Genomic DNA, 17,413 nt, shown 5'->3' on the forward strand with positions numbered 1-17,413 from the left:
TCGTAACATTATCTGGAAACCATGATCGGCGCCCTAGATGCGGGGCTGTCGATCCGGTCGGCTGCCTGACAGGCGAGACAGGCAAGGCCGACGACCGACGCGCCGATGAATTGTTCCGGTGACGGAACGTTAGGGCGCTTCACCAATCTCTCGCCCGGACAACGGCCATGTCACCAATTCAGACCCTTCGCAGACATCGCGTCGCCGCTCTGCTGGGCGCAGCGTTGATCGTCAGCCCTTTCGCCCTGCCTCTCGCTCCCAGGCTGAATGATGTCCTGGCGGCAACGGTCACCCCTCCCGTCACCGGCATGACGGCGCCGAGCGGCTCGTTCGCGCCGGTCGTGGCGGCCGATAAGCCGGCGGTGGTGACAATCACGACGGTCATGAAAGTACAACAGCCCGACACCATGAGCGACGCCTCTCCCTTTGGCGGAACCTCCCCTTTCGACGACTATTTCCGCCATTTCTTCGGTGACCAGGGATTGCCCGCTCCCAAAACACCGCCGGAACAGGCGCCGCGCACCGAGGCGCTCGGTTCAGGCTTCATCGTCGCCAGCGACGGCACCATCGTCACCAACAATCACGTTGTCGATGGCGCCCAATCGATCAAGGTGACGCTCGACGACGGCACCGAGCTTCCCGCCAAATTGATCGGCCATGACGCCAAGAACGATCTTGCCGTGCTCAAGGTCAAAGCCGGCAAGCCCTTGCCGACCGTCAGATGGGGTGATTCCGACAAGCTCATGCCGGGTGACCAGGTGCTCGCCTTCGGCAATCCGTTCGGCCTTGGCACCACGGTCACGGCCGGCATCGTCTCGGCGCGCGGCCGCGACCTGCACAGCGGGCCGTTTGACGACTTCATCCAGATCGACGCACCGATCAACCGGGGCAATTCCGGCGGCCCGCTGACGGATGTGAACGGCAATGTCGTCGGCATCAACACGGCGATCTTTTCGCCGAATGGCGGCAGCGTCGGCGTCGGCTTCGCCATCCCCTCGGACCAGGCGCAAAAGGTCGTCGCCAAGCTGATGAAGGGCGGCTCCATCCAGTACGGCTACCTCGGCGTCCAGATCCAGCCGGTGACGCCTGATATGGCGACCGCCATCGGCCTCGATCACCCCGCCGGCGTGCTCGTCGCGCAGGTCAGCGACGGATCGCCGGCCGCCAAGGCCGGCATCGAGACCGGCGACGTCATCACCAGCTTCGCCGATCGCGACATAAAGGACCCAAGGGACCTGTCGCGCGCCGTCGCCGACGTTGCGCCCGGCACAAGGGAAACCCTCAATGTCTGGCGCAAGGGCCAAAGCCTGCAGATCTCGGTCGAGATCGGGCGCAACGAAGACGACATGGCAACGGGATCGGTGACCGGCGATCAAGGTCAGCCGTCGACGGAGCAGGGCCTCCGTGCACCGGCGCTCGGTCTCCGCCTGATGGATGTCACCCCGGATGTACGCCAGGCAATGAACCTGGCAGGCAACCAGCACGGCGCACTGGTCGAGCGCGTCGACCCGAACAAGGCGGCATCGGCTTCCGGCATCCAGCCCGGCGATATCATCGTCGCCGTCGACCAGCATCCGGTGAGAAGCGCCAGGCAGGCTAACCAGGCGATCGTGCAGGCTGCCAAATCCGGCAAGAAATCGGTGCTGCTGCTTGTCCAGCGCGGCGACGCCCAGATGTTTGTCGCCGTCCCCTTCGCCAGTGGCTGAGGCAGGCGCCGCGCTGCCAAGATCGATGGAGGGGCATTGCCGGCCGAGCCAAGATTTCGGTTGCCCGCGCGCGCGTCTTCGAGAAAACTGACAAAGGTCGATTGGACCTTGCGCAAACGGATATTCTTGATGGCTACCCGAGGCTTCTCTTCCGGACGAAAGCCGCCGACGGATACGGGTGCACGTATCCCGCCGGGGCAATATCTCGAGCACGGTTTCCCGGTCCTGTCGGCCGGCCCGACGCCGCATGTGCGCACCGAGGATTGGTCGTTCACGCTTAAGCACGGGCCGCGGCCGATCAAGAAGTGGAACTGGGCCGAGTTCAACGCGCTGCCCCTGACCAAGATGACGCGCGACATCCATTGCGTCACCGCATGGACCAAGTTCGACACGGCGTGGCAGGGCGTGCTGGTCGACGACATCCTTGCCGACGCCGGCATCGAGCCGCCCACCGCCTTCACGCTGGCGTTGGGTTTCGACGGCTATTCCACCAACGTGCCGACGAAGGATCTCACCGGCGGCAAGGCGATGGTGGCGCTGCTTTACGAGGGCAAGCCGATCACCCCCGACCATGGCGGCCCGGCGCGGCTGCTCGTTCCGCATCTCTATTTCTGGAAATCGGCCAAATGGCTGAACGGGCTGCAGTTCACCGAGCGTGACGAGCCGGGTTTCTGGGAGTTGCGAGGCTATCATATCTATGGCGACCCGTGGCGCGAGCAGCGCTACACGAACGATCCATGAGCGACGCACCGGCGGCGCAGTCGCCCTGGCAGATAGTGACCATCACCCGCATCCAAAAGCGCACGCCGCGCGTCACCAGCTTTTTCCTGCAGCCGTCGCGGCCCTTCGCCTACCGTGCCGGACAGCATGTAGATGTCAGGCTGACGGCGCCTGACGGTTATCAGGCGCGGCGCTCCTACTCCATCGCCTCGGCACCGGAGACCGGCGAGACCATCGAGCTGGCGATTGAAAAACTCGAGGACGGGGAGGTCTCGCCGTTCTTTCACGAGATCGCGGCGGTGGGCGACGAGTTCGAATTGCGCGGGCCGCTCGGCGGCCATTTCGTCTGGTCCGACGGCGATGGCGGACCGCTCCTGCTCGTCGGCGGTGGGTCGGGCGTGGTGCCGTTGATGTCGATGGTCCGTCACCGGGCGATGCGGGGGTCGCTGGTTGCCGCCGCCCTGGTGGTTTCGGCGCGGGTCTGGGACGAGGTGATCTTTCGCGATGAGCTGATCGACCTCGCCGAGCGCCGGGATGGCTTCGACCTGGTGCTGACGCTGACGCGCGAGCCGGCCCGCCGTCCGGCGGATTATGCGCGGGCGGGTCGACGCCGCGATGATGGTGCAAGCCATGACCAGGTTGCCCGCGCCGCCGAAGCTGGCCTTTGTCTGCGGCTCGAACGCATTCGTGACGGCCGCCGCCGAGGCACTGATCGATGCCGGGGTGCCTGCGGCTCTCATCCGCACCGAACGCTACGGGGTCTGACCCGGTTCTGCTTGCCCGGTTGCTGCCTTTGCCGGCCGGCCTAAACGGGCCGAAAACCGGCAGAACGGCGAGGCCGCGCTTGGCTGAAATGGTTAACGATTCGACAAACAACCCCGGCTGCGACTTTTATCGGTTTAAAAAATCGAACCGAACGGTTCGTTTCTGTTGACAATGCGTGCAGGACGCTGTGAACGCTGCCTTCCAACTCCCCTTGCAGTCAGACCGAGGCGATGGGCTATCTTGTTGACATTAAACGGTAAAAATGTGGCGGAGGGAGTCCGTGGCACAATTTCAAGGTGTAGATTCTTGGTCCACACCAAACAACTTCGTGATTGGAAACTGGCCATTGGCTTTCCCACATCGGGGCGGTCCGAACGACGCGAACTCCTCCCAAGACACGCCGCTAGACGGACTGAGACTAAGATACTGGAGTACTAAAAATGAAAAAGATCGCTCTTGCCGCCGTCGCCGTTTTGGCCATCACCGGCAGCGCCTTCGCCGGCAGCGACAATTATGGTTCCAATGGTGCGAACCAGCCTGCCGCCTCGGGCGACAGCTCGTACACGGCTTCCATTCAGAAGCCGGCTGATGCTGACAAGCAGCCTGTCCAGGGCGCCGACCGGAACCTCTTCGGCAACAACTAACAGCCGATCCCAGCATCAGGGCGGCGGGCATATCCGCCGCCCGGGATCTGAAAAAATTCAGGAGTATTGAAATGAAAAAGATCTTTCTTGCCGCCGTCGCCGTTTTGGCCATCACCGGCAGCGCTTTCGCCGGCAGCGACAATTATGGTTCCAACGGAGCCAACCAGCCGGCTGTCGCGGTCGACAGCTCGTACACGGCCTCCCTCAAGAAGTCGGATCAGGCTGAAAAGCAGCCGGTCGGCCAGGGCGCCGATCGCAACCTCTTCGGCAACAACTAACAGCCGATCCCACCATCAAGGCGGGCGGGCATGCCCGCCGCTTTGATCCGAAATCCAGGAGTATCCAAATGAAAAAGATTGTTCTTACTGCCGCCGCTCTCTTGATTGCCGCCGGCGGCGCCTATGCCCAAAACGACAATGTTGGCGGGAGCGACATCAATAAGCAGTCGACCGTCAATGTCGACAAGACGCAGACGTATTCGGTGCGTGACAGCAACTCGCCGATCTACAAGTTGCTGAATTCGTCTGGCGATGTGCCCAAGTCCGCGCCTCAGGGCGCCGACCGCAACCTCTTCGGCAACAACTAACAGCCGAACCGGAATTCCAGATAAGAGCGGCGGGCCCAGCCCGCCGCTGTTGTCTTTTGCGTGGCGGAAAAACGCCTGCCTCAAGCCGCCTTTGCTTCTGCTTCATGGAGCGCGAAGGAGTGTCCGTCCGCGTCGAAAATATGCAGGTCGCCGGCATCCGCCGTCAGCCGCATCGACGCCCCGCGCTTGACCTCGACATTGCCCGGCAGCTTGGTCACCAGCGGCAGGTCGGCGCGGCCGATGTCGACATAGACGAGTTGGACCTCGCCGAGTTGCTCGACATAGTCGACCGTCCCTTCGAACAAATAGTCGGCGCCGGCTGCGATCATCAGATCCTCCGGCCGCACCCCGAAGCTCACCGCAGCGCCTTTCGCCGAGGCAGGCGTTGCGATCGGCACCGTTGCCTTGCGGCCGCCGACATGGCTGACGACCGTCGGGTTGCCGGTCCTGTCGATCGTCGCCGGCAGGATGTTCATCGCCGGCGAGCCGATGAACTGGGCGACGAACAGGTTGCCGGGCCGCTTGTAGAGCTCCATCGGCGTGCCGACCTGTTCGATATGGCCTTCCTTCAGCACCACGATGCGGTCGGCCAGCGTCATGGCCTCGACCTGGTCGTGGGTGACATAGATCATCGTTGTGGCCGGCATCGATTCCTTGAGCTTGGCGATCTCGATGCGAGTGGCGACGCGCAGCGCCGCATCGAGGTTGGATAGCGGCTCGTCGAACAAGAAGACCTTGGGATTGCGCACGATGGCGCGGCCGATGGCGACACGCTGGCGCTGGCCGCCCGACATCGCCTTGGGCAGGCGGTCGAGATATTTGGTCAGCTGCAGGATCTCGGCCGCCTGGCGCACCCGCTTGTCGATCTCGGCCTTGCTTTCCTTGCCGATCTTCATCGAGAACGCCATGTTGTCGTAGACGGTCATGTGCGGATAGAGCGCATAGGACTGGAACACCATCGCGATGCCGCGCTTTGACGGCGGCACGTCGTTGACAATCTCGCCGTCGATCTTGAGCTCGCCCGAGGTGATCTCCTCCAGCCCGGCGATGCAGCGCAGCAAGGTGGACTTGCCGCAACCAGACGGACCGACGAAGACGATGAATTCGCCCGACTTTATGTCGAGGTCGACGCCGTGCAGAATGTTGAGATTGCCATATGATTTCCTCACTTGCCTTAGCGTGACATCGGCCATGGTACTCTCCAGTTCTTCCTTGAATTCAGTCGATACGCCCGAACCAGGCGCCGTAGCCGCCGAGGCGGATAGTGCCGGCGCCAGTCTGTCCCGAAAACCCGTGTCCCGGCAAGGGCTGCAGTGAGCGGCCGTCAAGATCGACCTCGGCCGGCTTTGCGCCGAGATTGAAGGCGCAGACGATCTGCTCGTTGCCTTCGCGGCGTGTGAAGGCGACGGTGTCGCCCTCGCTTTCGATGAACTCGATATCGCCCTTGGCCAGTGCCGGATGAGCACGGCGGAAAGCCAGGAAGCGCCGGTAGTGCTCGAGCAGCGAGCCGTCGTCGCCCTGCTGCACATTGACCGCTTGCGTAAGATGCTTGGCCGGCACCGGCAGCCAGGGCTTTGCCGTCGAGAAGCCGCCATTGCGGGCAGCGCCGTCCCAAACCATTGGCGTGCGGCAGCCGTCGCGGCCCTTGAATTCCGGCCAGAAGCGGATGCCGTATGGGTCCTGCAGATCCTCGAAGCTGAGTTCGGCCTCGCTGAGCCCGAGCTCCTCGCCCTGATAGATGCAGACCGAGCCGCGCAACGACATCAGCAGCGCCGAGATGACCTTGAGGTACGCGGTCGGGTCCGGCTCGCCGGCTGCCCAGCGCGAGGCAGGGCGCATCACGTCATGGTTGGAGAAGGCCCAGCACGACCAGCCGTCGCTGGCCACCTTGCCGAAGGTTTCCAGCACCGAGCGCACCTTTGCCGCGCTCATCTTCTCCGGCGCCAGGAAGTCGAAGGAGTAACACATATGGACGCGCCTGCCGCCGGCCGTATAGGCCGCCACGACTTCCAGTCCACGCTGCGAATCGCCGACTTCGCCAACCGCGGCCGTCGCCGGATATTCGTCGAGCAAGGCGCGGAAGCGTTCGAGGAAGCCCAGGTTTTCAGGCCGGCTCTTGTCGTAGAGATGGTCCTGGTAGTTGTAGGGGTTGACGGCCGGCGCCGTCTGGTCGTTGCGCTGCTCGGGCGGCAGCGGCGGATTGTCTTCCAGGCCTTGGCTGTGGAAGTAGAAATTGATGGTATCGAGGCGGAAACCATCGACGCCGCGCTCCAGCCAGAAGCGGGTGACATCGAGCAGCGCGTCCTGGACCGCGCGGCTGTGGAAATTGAGGTCGGGCTGCTCGGCCAGGAAATTATGCAGGTAATATTGCTGGCGGCTGGTGTCCCACTGCCAGGCCGAGCCGCCGAAGATCGACAGCCAGTTGTTGGGCGGCGTGCCGTCCGGCTTGGCGTCCGCCCAGACATACCAGTCGGCTTTTGGATTGCTGCGGCTCGAGCGGCTCTCCTTGAACCAGGGATGGACGTCGGCAGTATGCGAGAGCACCTCGTCGATCATCACCTTGAGGCCAAGCCGGTGCGCCTCGGCGGTCAGCGCGTCGAAGTCCGCCAGCGTGCCGAACATCGGATCGACATCGCAATAATCCGACACGTCGTAGCCAAAGTCCTTCATCGGCGATTTGAAGAACGGCGAGATCCAGATGGCGTCGACGCCGAGCGAGGCGATATAGGGCAGCCGGCCGATAATGCCCCTGAGGTCGCCGATGCCGTCGCCGTTCGAATCCTGGTAGCTGCGCGGGTAAATCTGGTAGATCACGGCGCCTCGCCACCAGTCGCGATCGATAGCGAGATCGGGCTTCGGGGTGGCCTTCAAAGCGGATTGCATGATCTCAACCTCCTTTCACCGAGCCGGCAAGCAGCCCGCGGACGAAATAGCGCTGCAGCGAGAAGAACACGATCAGCGGCACGATGATGGTAACGAAGGCCGATGTCGTCAGGATCTCCCAGTCGCCGCCGCGTGAGCCGAGCAACGCATTGAGCTTGGCGGTCAGCACGATCTGGTCGCCCTCGGTACCAAGGAAAACCATCGCCACCAGCAGATCGTTCCACACCCAGAGAAACTGGAAGATGGCGAACGAGGCCAGCACCGGGAACGACAAGGGCAGCACGATCTTGACGAAGATCTCGAAATCGCTAGCGCCGTCGATGCGCGCCGACTCCATGATCTCGCGTGGCAGGCCGGCGATATAGCTCCTCAACAGATAGATGGCGAAAGGCAGACCGAAGCCGGTATGCGCCAGCCAGATGCCGAGATAGGTCTTCGACGGCACGCCGAAGAAGCTGCCGACGCCATTATAGAGCTTCAACAGCGGGATCAGCGACATCTGCAGCGGCACGACCAGGAGGCCGATGATGACGGCGATGAGCAGAGCCCGGCCAGGAAAGCGCATCCAGGCCAAAGCGTAAGCGGCGAACGCGGCGATCAGGATTGGAATGACAGTCGCCGGAATGGTGACGGTCAGCGAGTTCATGAAGGAGCGGCCGATGCCTTCCGAAAACAGTACCGTGTCGTAATTGTCGGTGGTGAATTTCGGCGGCGCCGAGGAGGCGTAATAGACGCGCTGGCCGCGTTCGCTTTCAAAAGCCTTCGGCGAGGTCATGACGAAACTGCCGTCGGCATTGAGCTGCAGGGTCACGCCGTCGCCGAGATCGGCTGTCGTGCCGGCGGGATATTGCGTCGGCGCTGCCGACTTGACGCCGAAGGCGCTGATGTTGCGGGCACGGCCGTCGCCGAAGATGTTGCCTTGCAGGACGAACTTGCCGTCCTTCTCGACCTGCGCCGACGCGGGCGGCAGCCGTCCGGCTTCCGTCTGGCTGGAACTGGTGAACGAGTTCCACCAGCCCGAAGCGATGATCTGGTCCTTGTCGCGCAGCGACGAGACCAGAATGCCGAGCGTCGGGATCGTCCAGATCGCAACGAAGATGAAAACGGCGATATGCACGCCGAAACGGCTGACAAAGGACTTTCCGGTCGAGACAGTCATCTCAATGTCCTTCCGTCTCTTTGTTCGCCTGGCGGATGTTCCAGACCATGATCGGAATGACCGCTATCATGATGATGATGGCGATGGTGGCGCCGCGGCCGAAATCGCCGCCGCCGCGGAACATCCAGTCGAACATCAGATTGGCCAGCACCTGGCTGTTCCACTGGCCGTTGGTCATGGTCAGCACGATGTCGAAAACCTTCAGCACCAGGATGGTGATGGTGGTCCAGACGACGGCGATGGTACCCCAGATCTGCGGCACCATGATCTTCCAGAAGATCTGGAAAGGGTTGGCGCCGTCGATGACGGCGGCTTCCAGCGTCTCTTCCGGAATGCCGCGCAAGGCCGACGACAGGATGACCATGGCAAAGCCGGTCTGGATCCAGATCAGGATGACCATCAGGAAGAAGTTGTTCCAGAACGGCAGCGATATCCAGACCTGCGGCTGGCCGCCGAAATACTGGATGATGGCGTTGAGCAGGCCGATCTGTGTCTGGCCCTCGCCGCGATATTCGTAGATGAATTTCCAGATGACGCTGGCGCCGACGAAGGAGATGGCGAGCGGCAGGAAGATCAGGCTCTTGGCGATGGTGCCCCACCAGATCTTGTCGGTGAGCACGGCGATGATCAGCCCGAGGAAGGTGCAGGCGGCTGGCACCACCGCCAGCCACATGATGTTGTTGAGGATCGAATTGCGGAACTCGCGGTCGCCGAACGCCCATTGATAGTTGGCCAAGCCGACGAAATGGGCGCCGCCGCGATCGAGGAACGACAGCCTCAGCGTCTCCACCACCGGGTAGATCAGGTAGATGGTGAGGATGATCATCGCCGGGCCGACGAACAGCCAGGGCCGGATCACCCCCTGCCGGCGCAGATTGTTGATCGCCGCCTTGCCGGAAACGCCGCGTGCCGGAAAGATCGTGTCGAGTGCCTTGTTGGCACCCCAGAAATAGGCGACGCAGCCGCCCACGCCGATGATGATGACGAATATCGCCGAAAAAATCTGAGCCGCCATGGGTCCCTCCCCCTGCGCACGGATCCGCCAGTCGAGAATGGCTTTGGCGACGGGATCATGCGCCGATTCAGTTGTCTGGAGCGCGACCAGCCGAAAAGCAGGTCACTGGGCGCGCGTCATGCCGGAATGCGTCGTGCTCACGACAATCGACGCGACGCCAGGCACCGAAGAAGGTCCGGGCCGTTTGAGGCCCGGACCGCATCACATGGGACTCGAGCCGGCCGCTTACTTGATCGCGTCCCAGCTTTTCTGGATGTCGGTGGCGACGTCCTGGGCGGACTTGCCACCGACCAGGTCGATCATGCCGGTCCAGAACGCGCCGGCGCCGATCTTGCCCGGCATCAGGTCGGACCCATCGAAGCGGAAGGTCGAGGCGTTGGCCAGGATCTCGCCCTGCTTCTTCAGCGCGTCGCTGGCATAGGCGTCCTTGTTGACCGACTTGAACGGCGTCACGAAGCCGCCCTGTGCCATCCAGATCTCATGAGCGAGCGGCAGCTTCAGGAATTCGATGAACGCGCGGGCACTCTTGCTATCTTTGGTGATCATGGCCAGCGTGCCGGCGCCGAGCACCGGAGTGCCGAGCTCGGGCTTGGAGGCGTAGGGCGGGTAATAGAAGAAGTCGGCATCCTCGCCGATCTTGGTGCCTTGCGGGAAGAAGGTCGGGATGAACGATGCCTGGTGGTGCAGATAGCATTTCGGCGGCACCGAGAAGAGGCCCTTCGGGCTGTCGCGGAAATCGGTCGCCGCAACCGCCTTGGCGCCGCCCTCGACCATCTTGTCGTCGGTCGCGATCTTGCCGAAAATGTCGATGGCGTTGACCACGGCCGGATCGTTGAACGGAATTTCGTTCTTTACCCATTTGTCGTAGATCTCGGGCGTCTGGGTGCGCAGCATGATGTCTTCGACCCAGTCGGTCGCCGGCCAGCCGGTGGCGCCGCCCGAACCAAGCCCGATGCACCATGGCGTGCCGCCGTCGGCGATGATCTTCTTTTCGAGCTCGGCAAGCTCTTCCTGCGTCTTCGGCACCTTGTAGCCGGCTTCCTCGAAATTGTCCGGCGAGTACCAGACCAGCGATTTCACGTCGGCCTTATAAGGAAAGGCGAAGAAGCCGGGCTTGCCGTCCTTGTCCTTGAAGGTGCCGAGGTCGACCCAGGATTGGCCCGCGCCGTAATTGTCCTTGACCCAGTTGGCCGTGTCGTCGCCGAGCGGCGTCAATAGGCCTTTCGATGCCAGATCCTGGATCAGGCCCGGCTGCGGCAGCACGGCGATGTTGGGCGGGCTGCCAGCCTGCGTGTCGATGACGATCTGCTGCTCGTAATTCTCCGACGAGGAATACTTGATCTCGGCGCCGGTGGCTTCGGAGAAGTAATCGAGAACGGTGCGGATAAGCCCTTCGTCCTCGCCGCGCCACGGCCCGAAGATCGTCAGTGTCTCGCCCTTGAGGTCGACCTTCTTGAGCTCTTCGTAGTTGGCCCAGTTGAAACGGGGATCTTCGCCCGGCTTGAACTTCAGTTCGGCTTGCGCGGGCATGGCCAGGGCGAGCGTGGCAAACGCAGCGCCCAGCAGAAGCATTTTTTTCATCGGTATTCCCTCCCAGTGGTGACAAACACCGAACGAAACCTCCATTCCGTCCGCCGGCGCCGCAGGACTGTGACTCAGTCGGAAAGGAACTGCAACCTTTCGTGGAGTCTTCCAAAGCGCTTTGGTCATTTTTGATCTCGCCACTGAATTGATCGCGAGTCAAGAGGAAGCCAGGCTAATCGATTTAATTTCTCCGGCCGGGTGCCGGCAAAAGTGCGCTGCAGCACAGTTTTCTGGCGGTGCAGCAGCAAATTCGGCTTCAAACCGGTCCGAACCGTGCGTATGGTCACTGCGCTCGGCAACACGGCCAGATCGTTTCAGATTAAAAGCGCTTTGAGGTTTGGAGGCCTCCGGTGAACCTCAAGCAGCTCTCCCACATGCTAGCGCTTTCGCAGACCACGGTGAGCCGCGCATTGAACGGCTACCCGGAAGTCAACGAGGAAACGCGCCGGCGGGTGGTCGATGCCGCCAAGCGTCATGGCTATCGCCCCAATCCGAGCGCCCGCCGGCTGGCGACCGGCAAGACCGGCATGATCGGCTATGTGCTGCCGACGGGAACGACCGTTGATATCGACCCGCATTTCGTCGAGTTCCTGTCCGGCCTCGGCGACTATGCGCGTTCGCACGAGCTCGACCTGGTGCTGTCACCGGCCGATGCCGACGACCAGGAGACGACCTACCGCCGCATTGTTGCCAACCGGCAGGTCGACGCGGTCTATATCTCCTCGCCGAGGCCGGCCGACCGCCGGGTGGCGCTGGTCAATACGCTCGGCATTCCCTTCATCGTCCACGGCCGCAGCGAAGGCTTCGATTTCGACTATCCCTTCACCGACATCGACAATGAAGGCGCCTTCCACGAGGCGGCGCGGCTTCTCGTCCAGCTCGGTCACAGGCGTCTGGCGCTTATCAATGGCGACGATCGCGAGACCTTCGCCATACATCGCGAGCGCGGCGTGCGGCGCGCGCTTGCGGCAAGCGGCCTGGTGCTTCGTGATCAGCATGTCTGTTCCCTGACAATGACCGAGGAGAACGGTTATCGCGCCGCCAGGCGTCTGCTGGAACAAAGCGACGCGCCGACGGCGATCGCCTGCTCCAGCCTGATCATGGCGCTCGGCGTGGTGCGCGCGGTGCGCGATCTCGGCCTGACCATTCCGGGCGACCTGTCGCTGATCGCCCATGACGACGTCTTTCCCTGGCTGAAGCCGGAAAATTTTTCGGTGCCGCTGTCGACGACGCGTTCATCGATCCGCCTGGCCGGCGCACGCATCGCCGAACGGCTGGCGGCGCGGATTTCCGGCTTGGAGGAGGGCGCTCGCGGCGAGGTCTGGCCGGTCGACCTGGTGGTCAGGGGATCGGTCGCCGGCGCACCGGCCTAGGGATCAAAACTCAATTACCCTGAGCGACCGAGTTCGAGCCCATATCGGTCATTTGAGGTAACCGGCCGATTGAGTTTTGCCCCCAATATCTGATGCCCAACATTATGCAGCGGCTTCGGGAGAACGGCATGACGCCGACCGGGCGGCCATCCGGAATGCCGAAGCGCACCAGCGTGTTGCCGAGCAGCCGCCTTGGCGCAGTCGGCGTCGGCAGCACGTCCCCGGTTCAGGCAGTCGATCTCCGCCTGGGTGAGGTTAGGATCGTTGGTTTGTGCGACGGCAGACGTGGCGAAGATTGTAATCGTCGCCGTCAATCGAACGACCGCCTTAGCCGCCATCAGCCGGTTTCCTTCCCTCCAGGGCAGCTTCGGTGAAAGGCTGGGCGGCAATAAGGCCAAGCAGTTTCTGATAGTCGGCGGCGGTTTTGGCCGGAACGCCGAGCCGGAAAACGCCGTCGGCGGTGGGCCCGCCGGCGATCGTCAACTGGTTCTTGTCGAGAAAAGCGACGATGTCGGACAGCTTCGCATCCGGTTTGAACTTCACAAGGGCAAACGGCATTTTGGCCAGATCGTCGTCCGATCCGGCAATCTCGAAATCGCCATCTCTGTTGCCGGTCTGCACAAAGGATTGCGTGACGACCAGGGCCAGCAGCACCGCGGCCGCGGCCCAGGCAATGCCGGCGGGCGCCGCCATGAAGCGGCTCCAGGCCTGCGCCAGCCAGGACGATGCCGCCGGCCCGCGGGCGGGGCCGGCCTCGGCATCGAGCGCCTTGGCAAAGCGGCTGAGCGCATCGGCAGGCGGGCGGATTGCCTCGTTTGCGGCAGCGGTGCCGGAGAATTCGGCCTCGGCCTCGCCTAGTGCGGCCATCGCCGCCGGATCGCTTGCCAGCCATTCCTCGATGGCTTCGAGCTCGGTGCCCTCCAGCGAGCCGTTCAGATAAAACGGCAGCAGCATTTCCATTTCGTCGCGGCGCGACATCTTTTCAGCGGCGCTCATGGCCACCCCCTGTCGTAACCGGCGGCCTTGAGGGCTTCGCCGAGTTTCTTGCGGGCGAAGAACATCCTGGTCTTGACCTGGCGACCGGGATGCCGAGTACCTCGCCGATCTCGCTCACCGATTGCCCGTGATAATAGGCAAGGTCGATCACCGTACGGTGCTCTTCCGGTATGGCATCGATGAAGCGTCGCAAGGCAGCGGCCTTGTCTTCTTTCATCGTCACGATTTCCGGCGTGTCGGCACCGTCGGCGATATCGTCGGCCATCAGTTCCGATCCCGTCTGGCGTGCGGCGAAGCGGTAGACGCGCGCGTGGTGGCGCATGAACAGGAGCCGCACGGCGGCACGGTCGCCCTTCGCGACGCGCTCGACGAGCGCGCGATCGGTCTCCGCGGCAGTCATCGCCGGTCGAGCCGCCTGGCTCCTGCCTGCTCTGTCGCTGATCGGCCCAAAAAGGTTCACCGCATCCGCCGGTATATTTGCGGAGGCTAACTGAAGAGCGGGAGCGTCGCCAGAGGGAGAAGAGGGCGCGCGCTCAACTCAGGAACGGCTTTGCCTTCATGGTGACCGGCACCGGCACGCCGAGGCGCGCAAGCACTGTCGGCGCGAGCTGCAGCTGATCGAGCAGCGTATTGGCCTCCGGGCCCTCGCCCGATCCGAAGTAATAAAGTGCGAAATCCTGCATCTCTTCGTCGTGGCCACCGTGATGGCCGCGATCGGTCTGGCCATGATCGGCTGTGACGATCACCTCGTAGCCGGCCTCCCGCCAGCGCGGCAGGAAGCCGGCGAGCATGGCGTCTATTGCATAGACGGCATGATCCATCTCGCGGCAGTCATGGCCGAACCGGTGGCCCATCGAGTCCAGCGTGCAGCTGTGCAGGATGCCGTAGTCGATGCCGTAGCGCCTGGTCAGCAGGGTCAACGTCGCGAACAGGTCGACGTCGCTCGGCGTCATCTGGTTGCTGGCGTTGTAGCCGGTCATGGTGTGGAACCGGCCATGGCTGATCGGCCTGCCCGGCTGGTCGAACTCTATGTCCTCAACCAGGTCGAACGGATAGGCTCGGAAGAATTCGGACCAGTAGGAATGGGTGACCGCACCCGTCTTGCCGCCGGCCCTACTGACTTCGGAAAAAATGTCCGGCTGTTCGACGCGAAACCGGTTCTCGTTGGACAGGATGCCGTGCACTTGAGGCGGCACGCCGGTGTGGATCGAGGCATAGCAGGATGCCGAGGTCGACGGCAGCACGGAGCGCATCTTCCACACGCGCGCGTCGCCGGATTGCACCCAGCCTTCGAGATTGCCCATCAGCCGTCGCCAGTTCCGGTAAGGCACGCCGTCTAGGATGATGAGCAGAAGTTTTGTGTTGAGCGCCAAGGGCGCCTCCATGCGGCTTGATCGGAAAAGTCAGGGCGGGCCTGCCGTTCAATCCACGCCCGGACAGGATCGTCGGGCACAAGGGGCAGCCGGCTAGTTCCCCGCGCTGGCCATGCGCCGTCCCTTGATCGCTTTCTCTAACCAGCCAATCTCCATTTCGGGCACCGACGACAGCAAAAGGTCTGTGTAGGCGTCGAACGGCGGCGTCAGAACCTTGCTCTTGGGGCCGTAGCGCACCACCTCGCCGCGATACATCACCGCGATCGAATCGGCGATCGACTTCACTGTTGCGAGATCATGAGTGATGAACAGATAAGCGACGTTTTCCTCTTTCTGCAGCTCGAGCAACAGCTCCAGTATGCCGTGGGCCACCAACGGGTCGAGCGCCGATGTCCCCTCGTCGCAGATGATGAGCTTCGGCTTGGCGGCGAGCGAACGAGCGATGCAGACGCGCTGCTTCTGGCCGCCCGAAAGCTCGGCCGGATAGCGGTCGACATAGCCTTTACCCATTTCGATCTTGTCGAGCAGTTCGGCGACCCGTTTGTCGCGCTCGCGCCCGCGCATCCCAAAATAGAATTCCAGCGGCCGGCCGATGATGGTGCCGACCGTCTGGCGCGGATTCATCGCGACATCGGCCATCTGATAGATCATCTGCAACTGGCGCAGATCCTCCTTCGGCCGGTCGGCAAGCCGGTTGGCGAGCGGCCGTCCGTCGAAGGTGACGGTGCCTTGTTCGGGCGGCAGGAGGCCGGTGATGGCGCGCGCCAGCGTCGATTTGCCGGAGCCGGACTCGCCGACCACCGCCAGCGTCTGGCCCGGGAAAATATCGACCGAGACGTTCTTCAGCACCTTGATGTGGCTGCGGCCATAGGCGGCGGTGATGTTCTTGACCGACAGGAACGGGCTCGGGCCGGGCTTCTGCTCCTGATGTTCGATCTCATGCACCGAAACCAGCGCGTTGGTGTATTCCTGGCGCGGCTCCTTGATGATCTGGCGCGTGCCGCCCCATTCGACCAGCCGGCCGTGGCGCAGCACCATGATCTCGTCCGAGACCTGGGCGACGACGGCAAGGTCATGGGTGATGTAGAGTGCCGCCACATGCGTGTCGCGGATGGCATCCTTGATCGCCGCTAACACGTCGATCTGCGTCGTCACGTCGAGCGCCGTGGTCGGCTCGTCGAAGACGATCAGGTCGGGTTCCGAGCACAGCGCCATTGCCGTCATCACGCGCTGCAGCTGACCGCCCGACACCTGGTGGGGGAAGCGCTCGCCGATGCTTTCGGGGTTCGGCAGGCTGAGCTTCTTGAACAGCGCCACGGCGCGCTTTTCGGCTTCGGCCCGCGTCGCCGTACCGTGCAGGAGTGCTGCCTCGACCACCTGGTCCATCAGCCTGTGCGCCGGATTGAAGGCCGCTGCCGCCGATTGCGCGACATAGCAGACCTCGCGGCCGCGCAATTTGCGGAACCCTTCGTTGCCGCCCTTCAGGATGTCGCGGCCATTGAGGATGACCTCGCCGCCGGTGATGCGCACGCCGCCGCGGCCGTAACCCATCGACGACAGGCCGATGGTCGATTTGCCGGCGCCGGACTCGCCGATCAATCCGAGCACCTTGCCCTTTTCGAGCGTCAGCGAGACATCGTGCACCAGCACGATGTTCTTCGGCGCCTCGCCCGGCGGATATACCGTGGCCTCGATGCGCAGATTGCGGATGTCGAGCAGCACGCCGGACTTCGGTTGCCCGGGCTTCGGTTGCCCGGGCTTCGGTTGCTTGTCGGCCATTACCCGCGTCCTCCCTTCAGGCTTGTCGTGCGGTTGAGCACCCAGTCGGCGACGAGATTGACGGAAATTGCCAGCGCTGCGATCGCCGCCGCCGGAATGAGGGCGGCGCCTATGCCGAAGACGATGCCATCCTTGTTTTCCTTGACCATGCCGCCCCAATCGGCGTCCGGCGGCTGCACGCCAAGACCGAGGAAGGACAGCGTCGACAGGAACAGCACGGCATAGATGAAGCGCAGGCCGAGTTCCGAAACCAGCGGCGACAGCGCGTTGGGCAGGATTTCGCGAAAGATGATCCAGCCGCTGCCTTCGCCGCGCAATTTGGCCGCCTCGACGTAATCCATGACGTTGATGTCAACGGCGACCGCCCTCGACAGGCGGTAGACGCGGGTCGAGTCGAGAACGCCCATGACCAGGATCAGCGTCACCAGATTGGATGGCAGCACCGACAGCACGACAAGGGCCATGATCAGCGTCGGGATCGACATTAGGAGATCGACGAGACGCGACAGCAGCGTGTCGAACCAGCCACCGAAAACCGCTGCCGAGAAGCCGAGGATGGCGCCGAGCGAGAACGACAGCGCCGTCGCCAGCACCGCGATGAACAGAGTGATGCGGGCGCCATAGATCATGCGCGACAACAGATCGCGGCCGAGATTGTCGGTGCCCAGCCAATGCGCCGCCGACATTGGCTCCCAAGGGACGTCGCTGACGATCTCGGCATTGCCGTGCGGCGCGATCCACGGCGCAAAGATCGCCGCCAACACAAACAGCGCCGTCAACACCAGTCCGACCAGCGCCGGGATGGGAATGCGTTTGATGACGAGCATACC

The 17,413-nt window shown here is 63.0% G+C and carries 15 protein-coding genes and 2 pseudogenes; 7 read left to right on the forward strand and 10 right to left on the reverse strand.

The annotated features are described in order from the left end of the window. Positions 1-167: 167 nt before the first annotated feature. The 6 genes and pseudogenes from NKJ17_RS01705 (at position 168) to NKJ17_RS01730 (ending at position 4,421) form a co-directional block, all read left to right on the forward strand. A complete protein-coding gene (locus NKJ17_RS01705) occupies positions 168-1,706 on the forward strand; it encodes a DegQ family serine endoprotease (protein ID WP_352505921.1) in 1,539 nt (512 codons plus the stop codon). Between the two features lie 129 nt (positions 1,707-1,835). After that, a complete protein-coding gene (locus tag NKJ17_RS01710; RefSeq protein ID WP_352505920.1) occupies positions 1,836-2,447 on the forward strand; it encodes a molybdopterin-dependent oxidoreductase in 612 nt (203 codons plus the stop codon). Further along, positions 2,444-3,191: pseudogene (locus tag NKJ17_RS01715) on the forward strand (FAD-binding oxidoreductase). Before NKJ17_RS01710 ends, NKJ17_RS01715 begins: the two are co-directional and overlap by 4 nt. A 440-nt stretch (positions 3,192-3,631) precedes the next feature. After that, positions 3,632-3,835 (forward strand): DUF680 domain-containing protein, encoded by a 204-nt coding sequence (locus NKJ17_RS01720; protein WP_352480241.1) that lies wholly within the window; start codon positions 3,632-3,634, stop codon positions 3,833-3,835. Positions 3,836-3,906: 71 nt separating this feature from the next. After that, complete coding sequence (locus NKJ17_RS01725) at positions 3,907-4,113, forward strand: DUF680 domain-containing protein (RefSeq protein ID WP_254815995.1); 207 nt, start codon at positions 3,907-3,909, stop codon at positions 4,111-4,113. A 68-nt stretch (positions 4,114-4,181) separates the two neighbouring features. Further along, positions 4,182-4,421, forward strand: a complete 240-nt coding sequence (locus NKJ17_RS01730) for a DUF680 domain-containing protein (RefSeq protein ID WP_254815996.1) — start codon at positions 4,182-4,184, stop codon at positions 4,419-4,421. A gap of 80 nt (positions 4,422-4,501) precedes the next feature. On the opposite strand, the gene NKJ17_RS01735 is transcribed toward NKJ17_RS01730, so the two are convergent. From NKJ17_RS01735 to NKJ17_RS01755, 5 genes are all read right to left on the reverse strand, one after another. Beyond that, the gene (locus NKJ17_RS01735; RefSeq protein WP_352480043.1) at positions 4,502-5,614 is read right to left on the reverse strand and encodes an ABC transporter ATP-binding protein; all 1,113 of its coding nucleotides are present in this window, start codon (positions 5,612-5,614) and stop codon (positions 4,502-4,504) included. A gap of 25 nt (positions 5,615-5,639) precedes the next feature. After that, entirely contained in the window at positions 5,640-7,304 is a 1,665-nt protein-coding gene (bglA, locus tag NKJ17_RS01740) for a beta-galactosidase BglA (RefSeq protein WP_352686572.1), read from the reverse strand. A 4-nt stretch (positions 7,305-7,308) separates the two neighbouring features. Then, the gene (locus tag NKJ17_RS01745) at positions 7,309-8,463 is read right to left on the reverse strand and encodes a carbohydrate ABC transporter permease (RefSeq protein WP_352686575.1); all 1,155 of its coding nucleotides are present in this window, start codon (positions 8,461-8,463) and stop codon (positions 7,309-7,311) included. A 1-nt stretch (position 8,464) separates the two neighbouring features. Beyond that, entirely contained in the window at positions 8,465-9,478 is a 1,014-nt protein-coding gene (locus NKJ17_RS01750) for a carbohydrate ABC transporter permease (RefSeq protein WP_352480046.1), read from the reverse strand. Positions 9,479-9,703: 225 nt separating this feature from the next. Then, positions 9,704-11,059, reverse strand: coding sequence for an ABC transporter substrate-binding protein (locus NKJ17_RS01755; protein ID WP_352686578.1), 1,356 nt, complete (start codon positions 11,057-11,059; stop codon positions 9,704-9,706). 353 nt (positions 11,060-11,412) lie between these two features. On the opposite strand from NKJ17_RS01755, the gene NKJ17_RS01760 reads away from it, so the two are divergent. Next, positions 11,413-12,435 carry a substrate-binding domain-containing protein gene (locus NKJ17_RS01760; RefSeq protein WP_031213013.1) on the forward strand — a complete coding sequence of 341 codons (1,023 nt, stop codon included), beginning with the start codon at positions 11,413-11,415 and terminating at the stop codon, positions 12,433-12,435. A gap of 327 nt (positions 12,436-12,762) precedes the next feature. Here NKJ17_RS01760 and NKJ17_RS01765 read toward each other — a convergent pair whose 3' ends face one another. The 5 genes and pseudogenes from NKJ17_RS01765 to NKJ17_RS01785 all read right to left on the reverse strand — a co-directional run bounded on the left by NKJ17_RS01765 (position 12,763) and on the right by NKJ17_RS01785 (position 17,410). Beyond that, a complete protein-coding gene (locus tag NKJ17_RS01765) occupies positions 12,763-13,431 on the reverse strand; it encodes an anti-sigma factor (RefSeq protein WP_352686581.1) in 669 nt (222 codons plus the stop codon). Continuing rightward, a pseudogene (locus NKJ17_RS01770) lies at positions 13,428-13,831 on the reverse strand (sigma-70 family RNA polymerase sigma factor). Before NKJ17_RS01770 ends, NKJ17_RS01765 begins: the two are co-directional and overlap by 4 nt. A gap of 133 nt (positions 13,832-13,964) precedes the next feature. Next, a complete protein-coding gene (locus NKJ17_RS01775; protein ID WP_352686584.1) occupies positions 13,965-14,804 on the reverse strand; it encodes an alkaline phosphatase family protein in 840 nt (279 codons plus the stop codon). A gap of 93 nt (positions 14,805-14,897) precedes the next feature. Next, positions 14,898-16,583 (reverse strand): ABC transporter ATP-binding protein, encoded by a 1,686-nt coding sequence (locus NKJ17_RS01780; RefSeq protein ID WP_352686587.1) that lies wholly within the window; start codon positions 16,581-16,583, stop codon positions 14,898-14,900. After that, on the reverse strand, positions 16,583-17,410 hold the full coding sequence (locus NKJ17_RS01785; RefSeq protein WP_254816006.1) for an ABC transporter permease: 828 nt from the start codon (positions 17,408-17,410) through the stop codon (positions 16,583-16,585). Before NKJ17_RS01785 ends, NKJ17_RS01780 begins: the two co-directional genes overlap by 1 nt. Between the last annotated feature and the right edge of the window lie 3 nt (positions 17,411-17,413).

It is taken from the genome of Mesorhizobium sp. M0208 (genome assembly GCF_040322015.1).
Taxonomy (GTDB): Bacteria; Pseudomonadota; Alphaproteobacteria; order Rhizobiales; family Rhizobiaceae; genus Mesorhizobium.

Bases quoted from the DNA above. Each gene is read 5' to 3' on its own strand.
- NKJ17_RS01705 (WP_352505921.1), top strand. From the start codon at position 168: ATGTCACCAATTCAGACCCTTCGCAGACATCGCGTCGCCGCTCTGCTG.
- NKJ17_RS01710 (WP_352505920.1), top strand. From the start codon at position 1,836: ATGGCTACCCGAGGCTTCTCTTCCGGACGAAAGCCGCCGACGGATACG.
- NKJ17_RS01720 (WP_352480241.1), top strand. From the start codon at position 3,632: ATGAAAAAGATCGCTCTTGCCGCCGTCGCCGTTTTGGCCATCACCGGC.
- NKJ17_RS01725 (WP_254815995.1), top strand. From the start codon at position 3,907: ATGAAAAAGATCTTTCTTGCCGCCGTCGCCGTTTTGGCCATCACCGGC.
- NKJ17_RS01730 (WP_254815996.1), top strand. From the start codon at position 4,182: ATGAAAAAGATTGTTCTTACTGCCGCCGCTCTCTTGATTGCCGCCGGC.
- NKJ17_RS01735 (WP_352480043.1), bottom strand. From the start codon at position 5,614: ATGGCCGATGTCACGCTAAGGCAAGTGAGGAAATCATATGGCAATCTC.
- bglA (WP_352686572.1), bottom strand. From the start codon at position 7,304: ATGCAATCCGCTTTGAAGGCCACCCCGAAGCCCGATCTCGCTATCGAT.
- NKJ17_RS01745 (WP_352686575.1), bottom strand. From the start codon at position 8,463: ATGACTGTCTCGACCGGAAAGTCCTTTGTCAGCCGTTTCGGCGTGCAT.
- NKJ17_RS01750 (WP_352480046.1), bottom strand. From the start codon at position 9,478: ATGGCGGCTCAGATTTTTTCGGCGATATTCGTCATCATCATCGGCGTG.
- NKJ17_RS01755 (WP_352686578.1), bottom strand. From the start codon at position 11,059: ATGAAAAAAATGCTTCTGCTGGGCGCTGCGTTTGCCACGCTCGCCCTG.
- NKJ17_RS01765 (WP_352686581.1), bottom strand. From the start codon at position 13,431: ATGAGCGCCGCTGAAAAGATGTCGCGCCGCGACGAAATGGAAATGCTG.
- NKJ17_RS01780 (WP_352686587.1), bottom strand. From the start codon at position 16,583: ATGGCCGACAAGCAACCGAAGCCCGGGCAACCGAAGCCCGGGCAACCG.
- NKJ17_RS01785 (WP_254816006.1), bottom strand. From the start codon at position 17,410: ATGCTCGTCATCAAACGCATTCCCATCCCGGCGCTGGTCGGACTGGTG.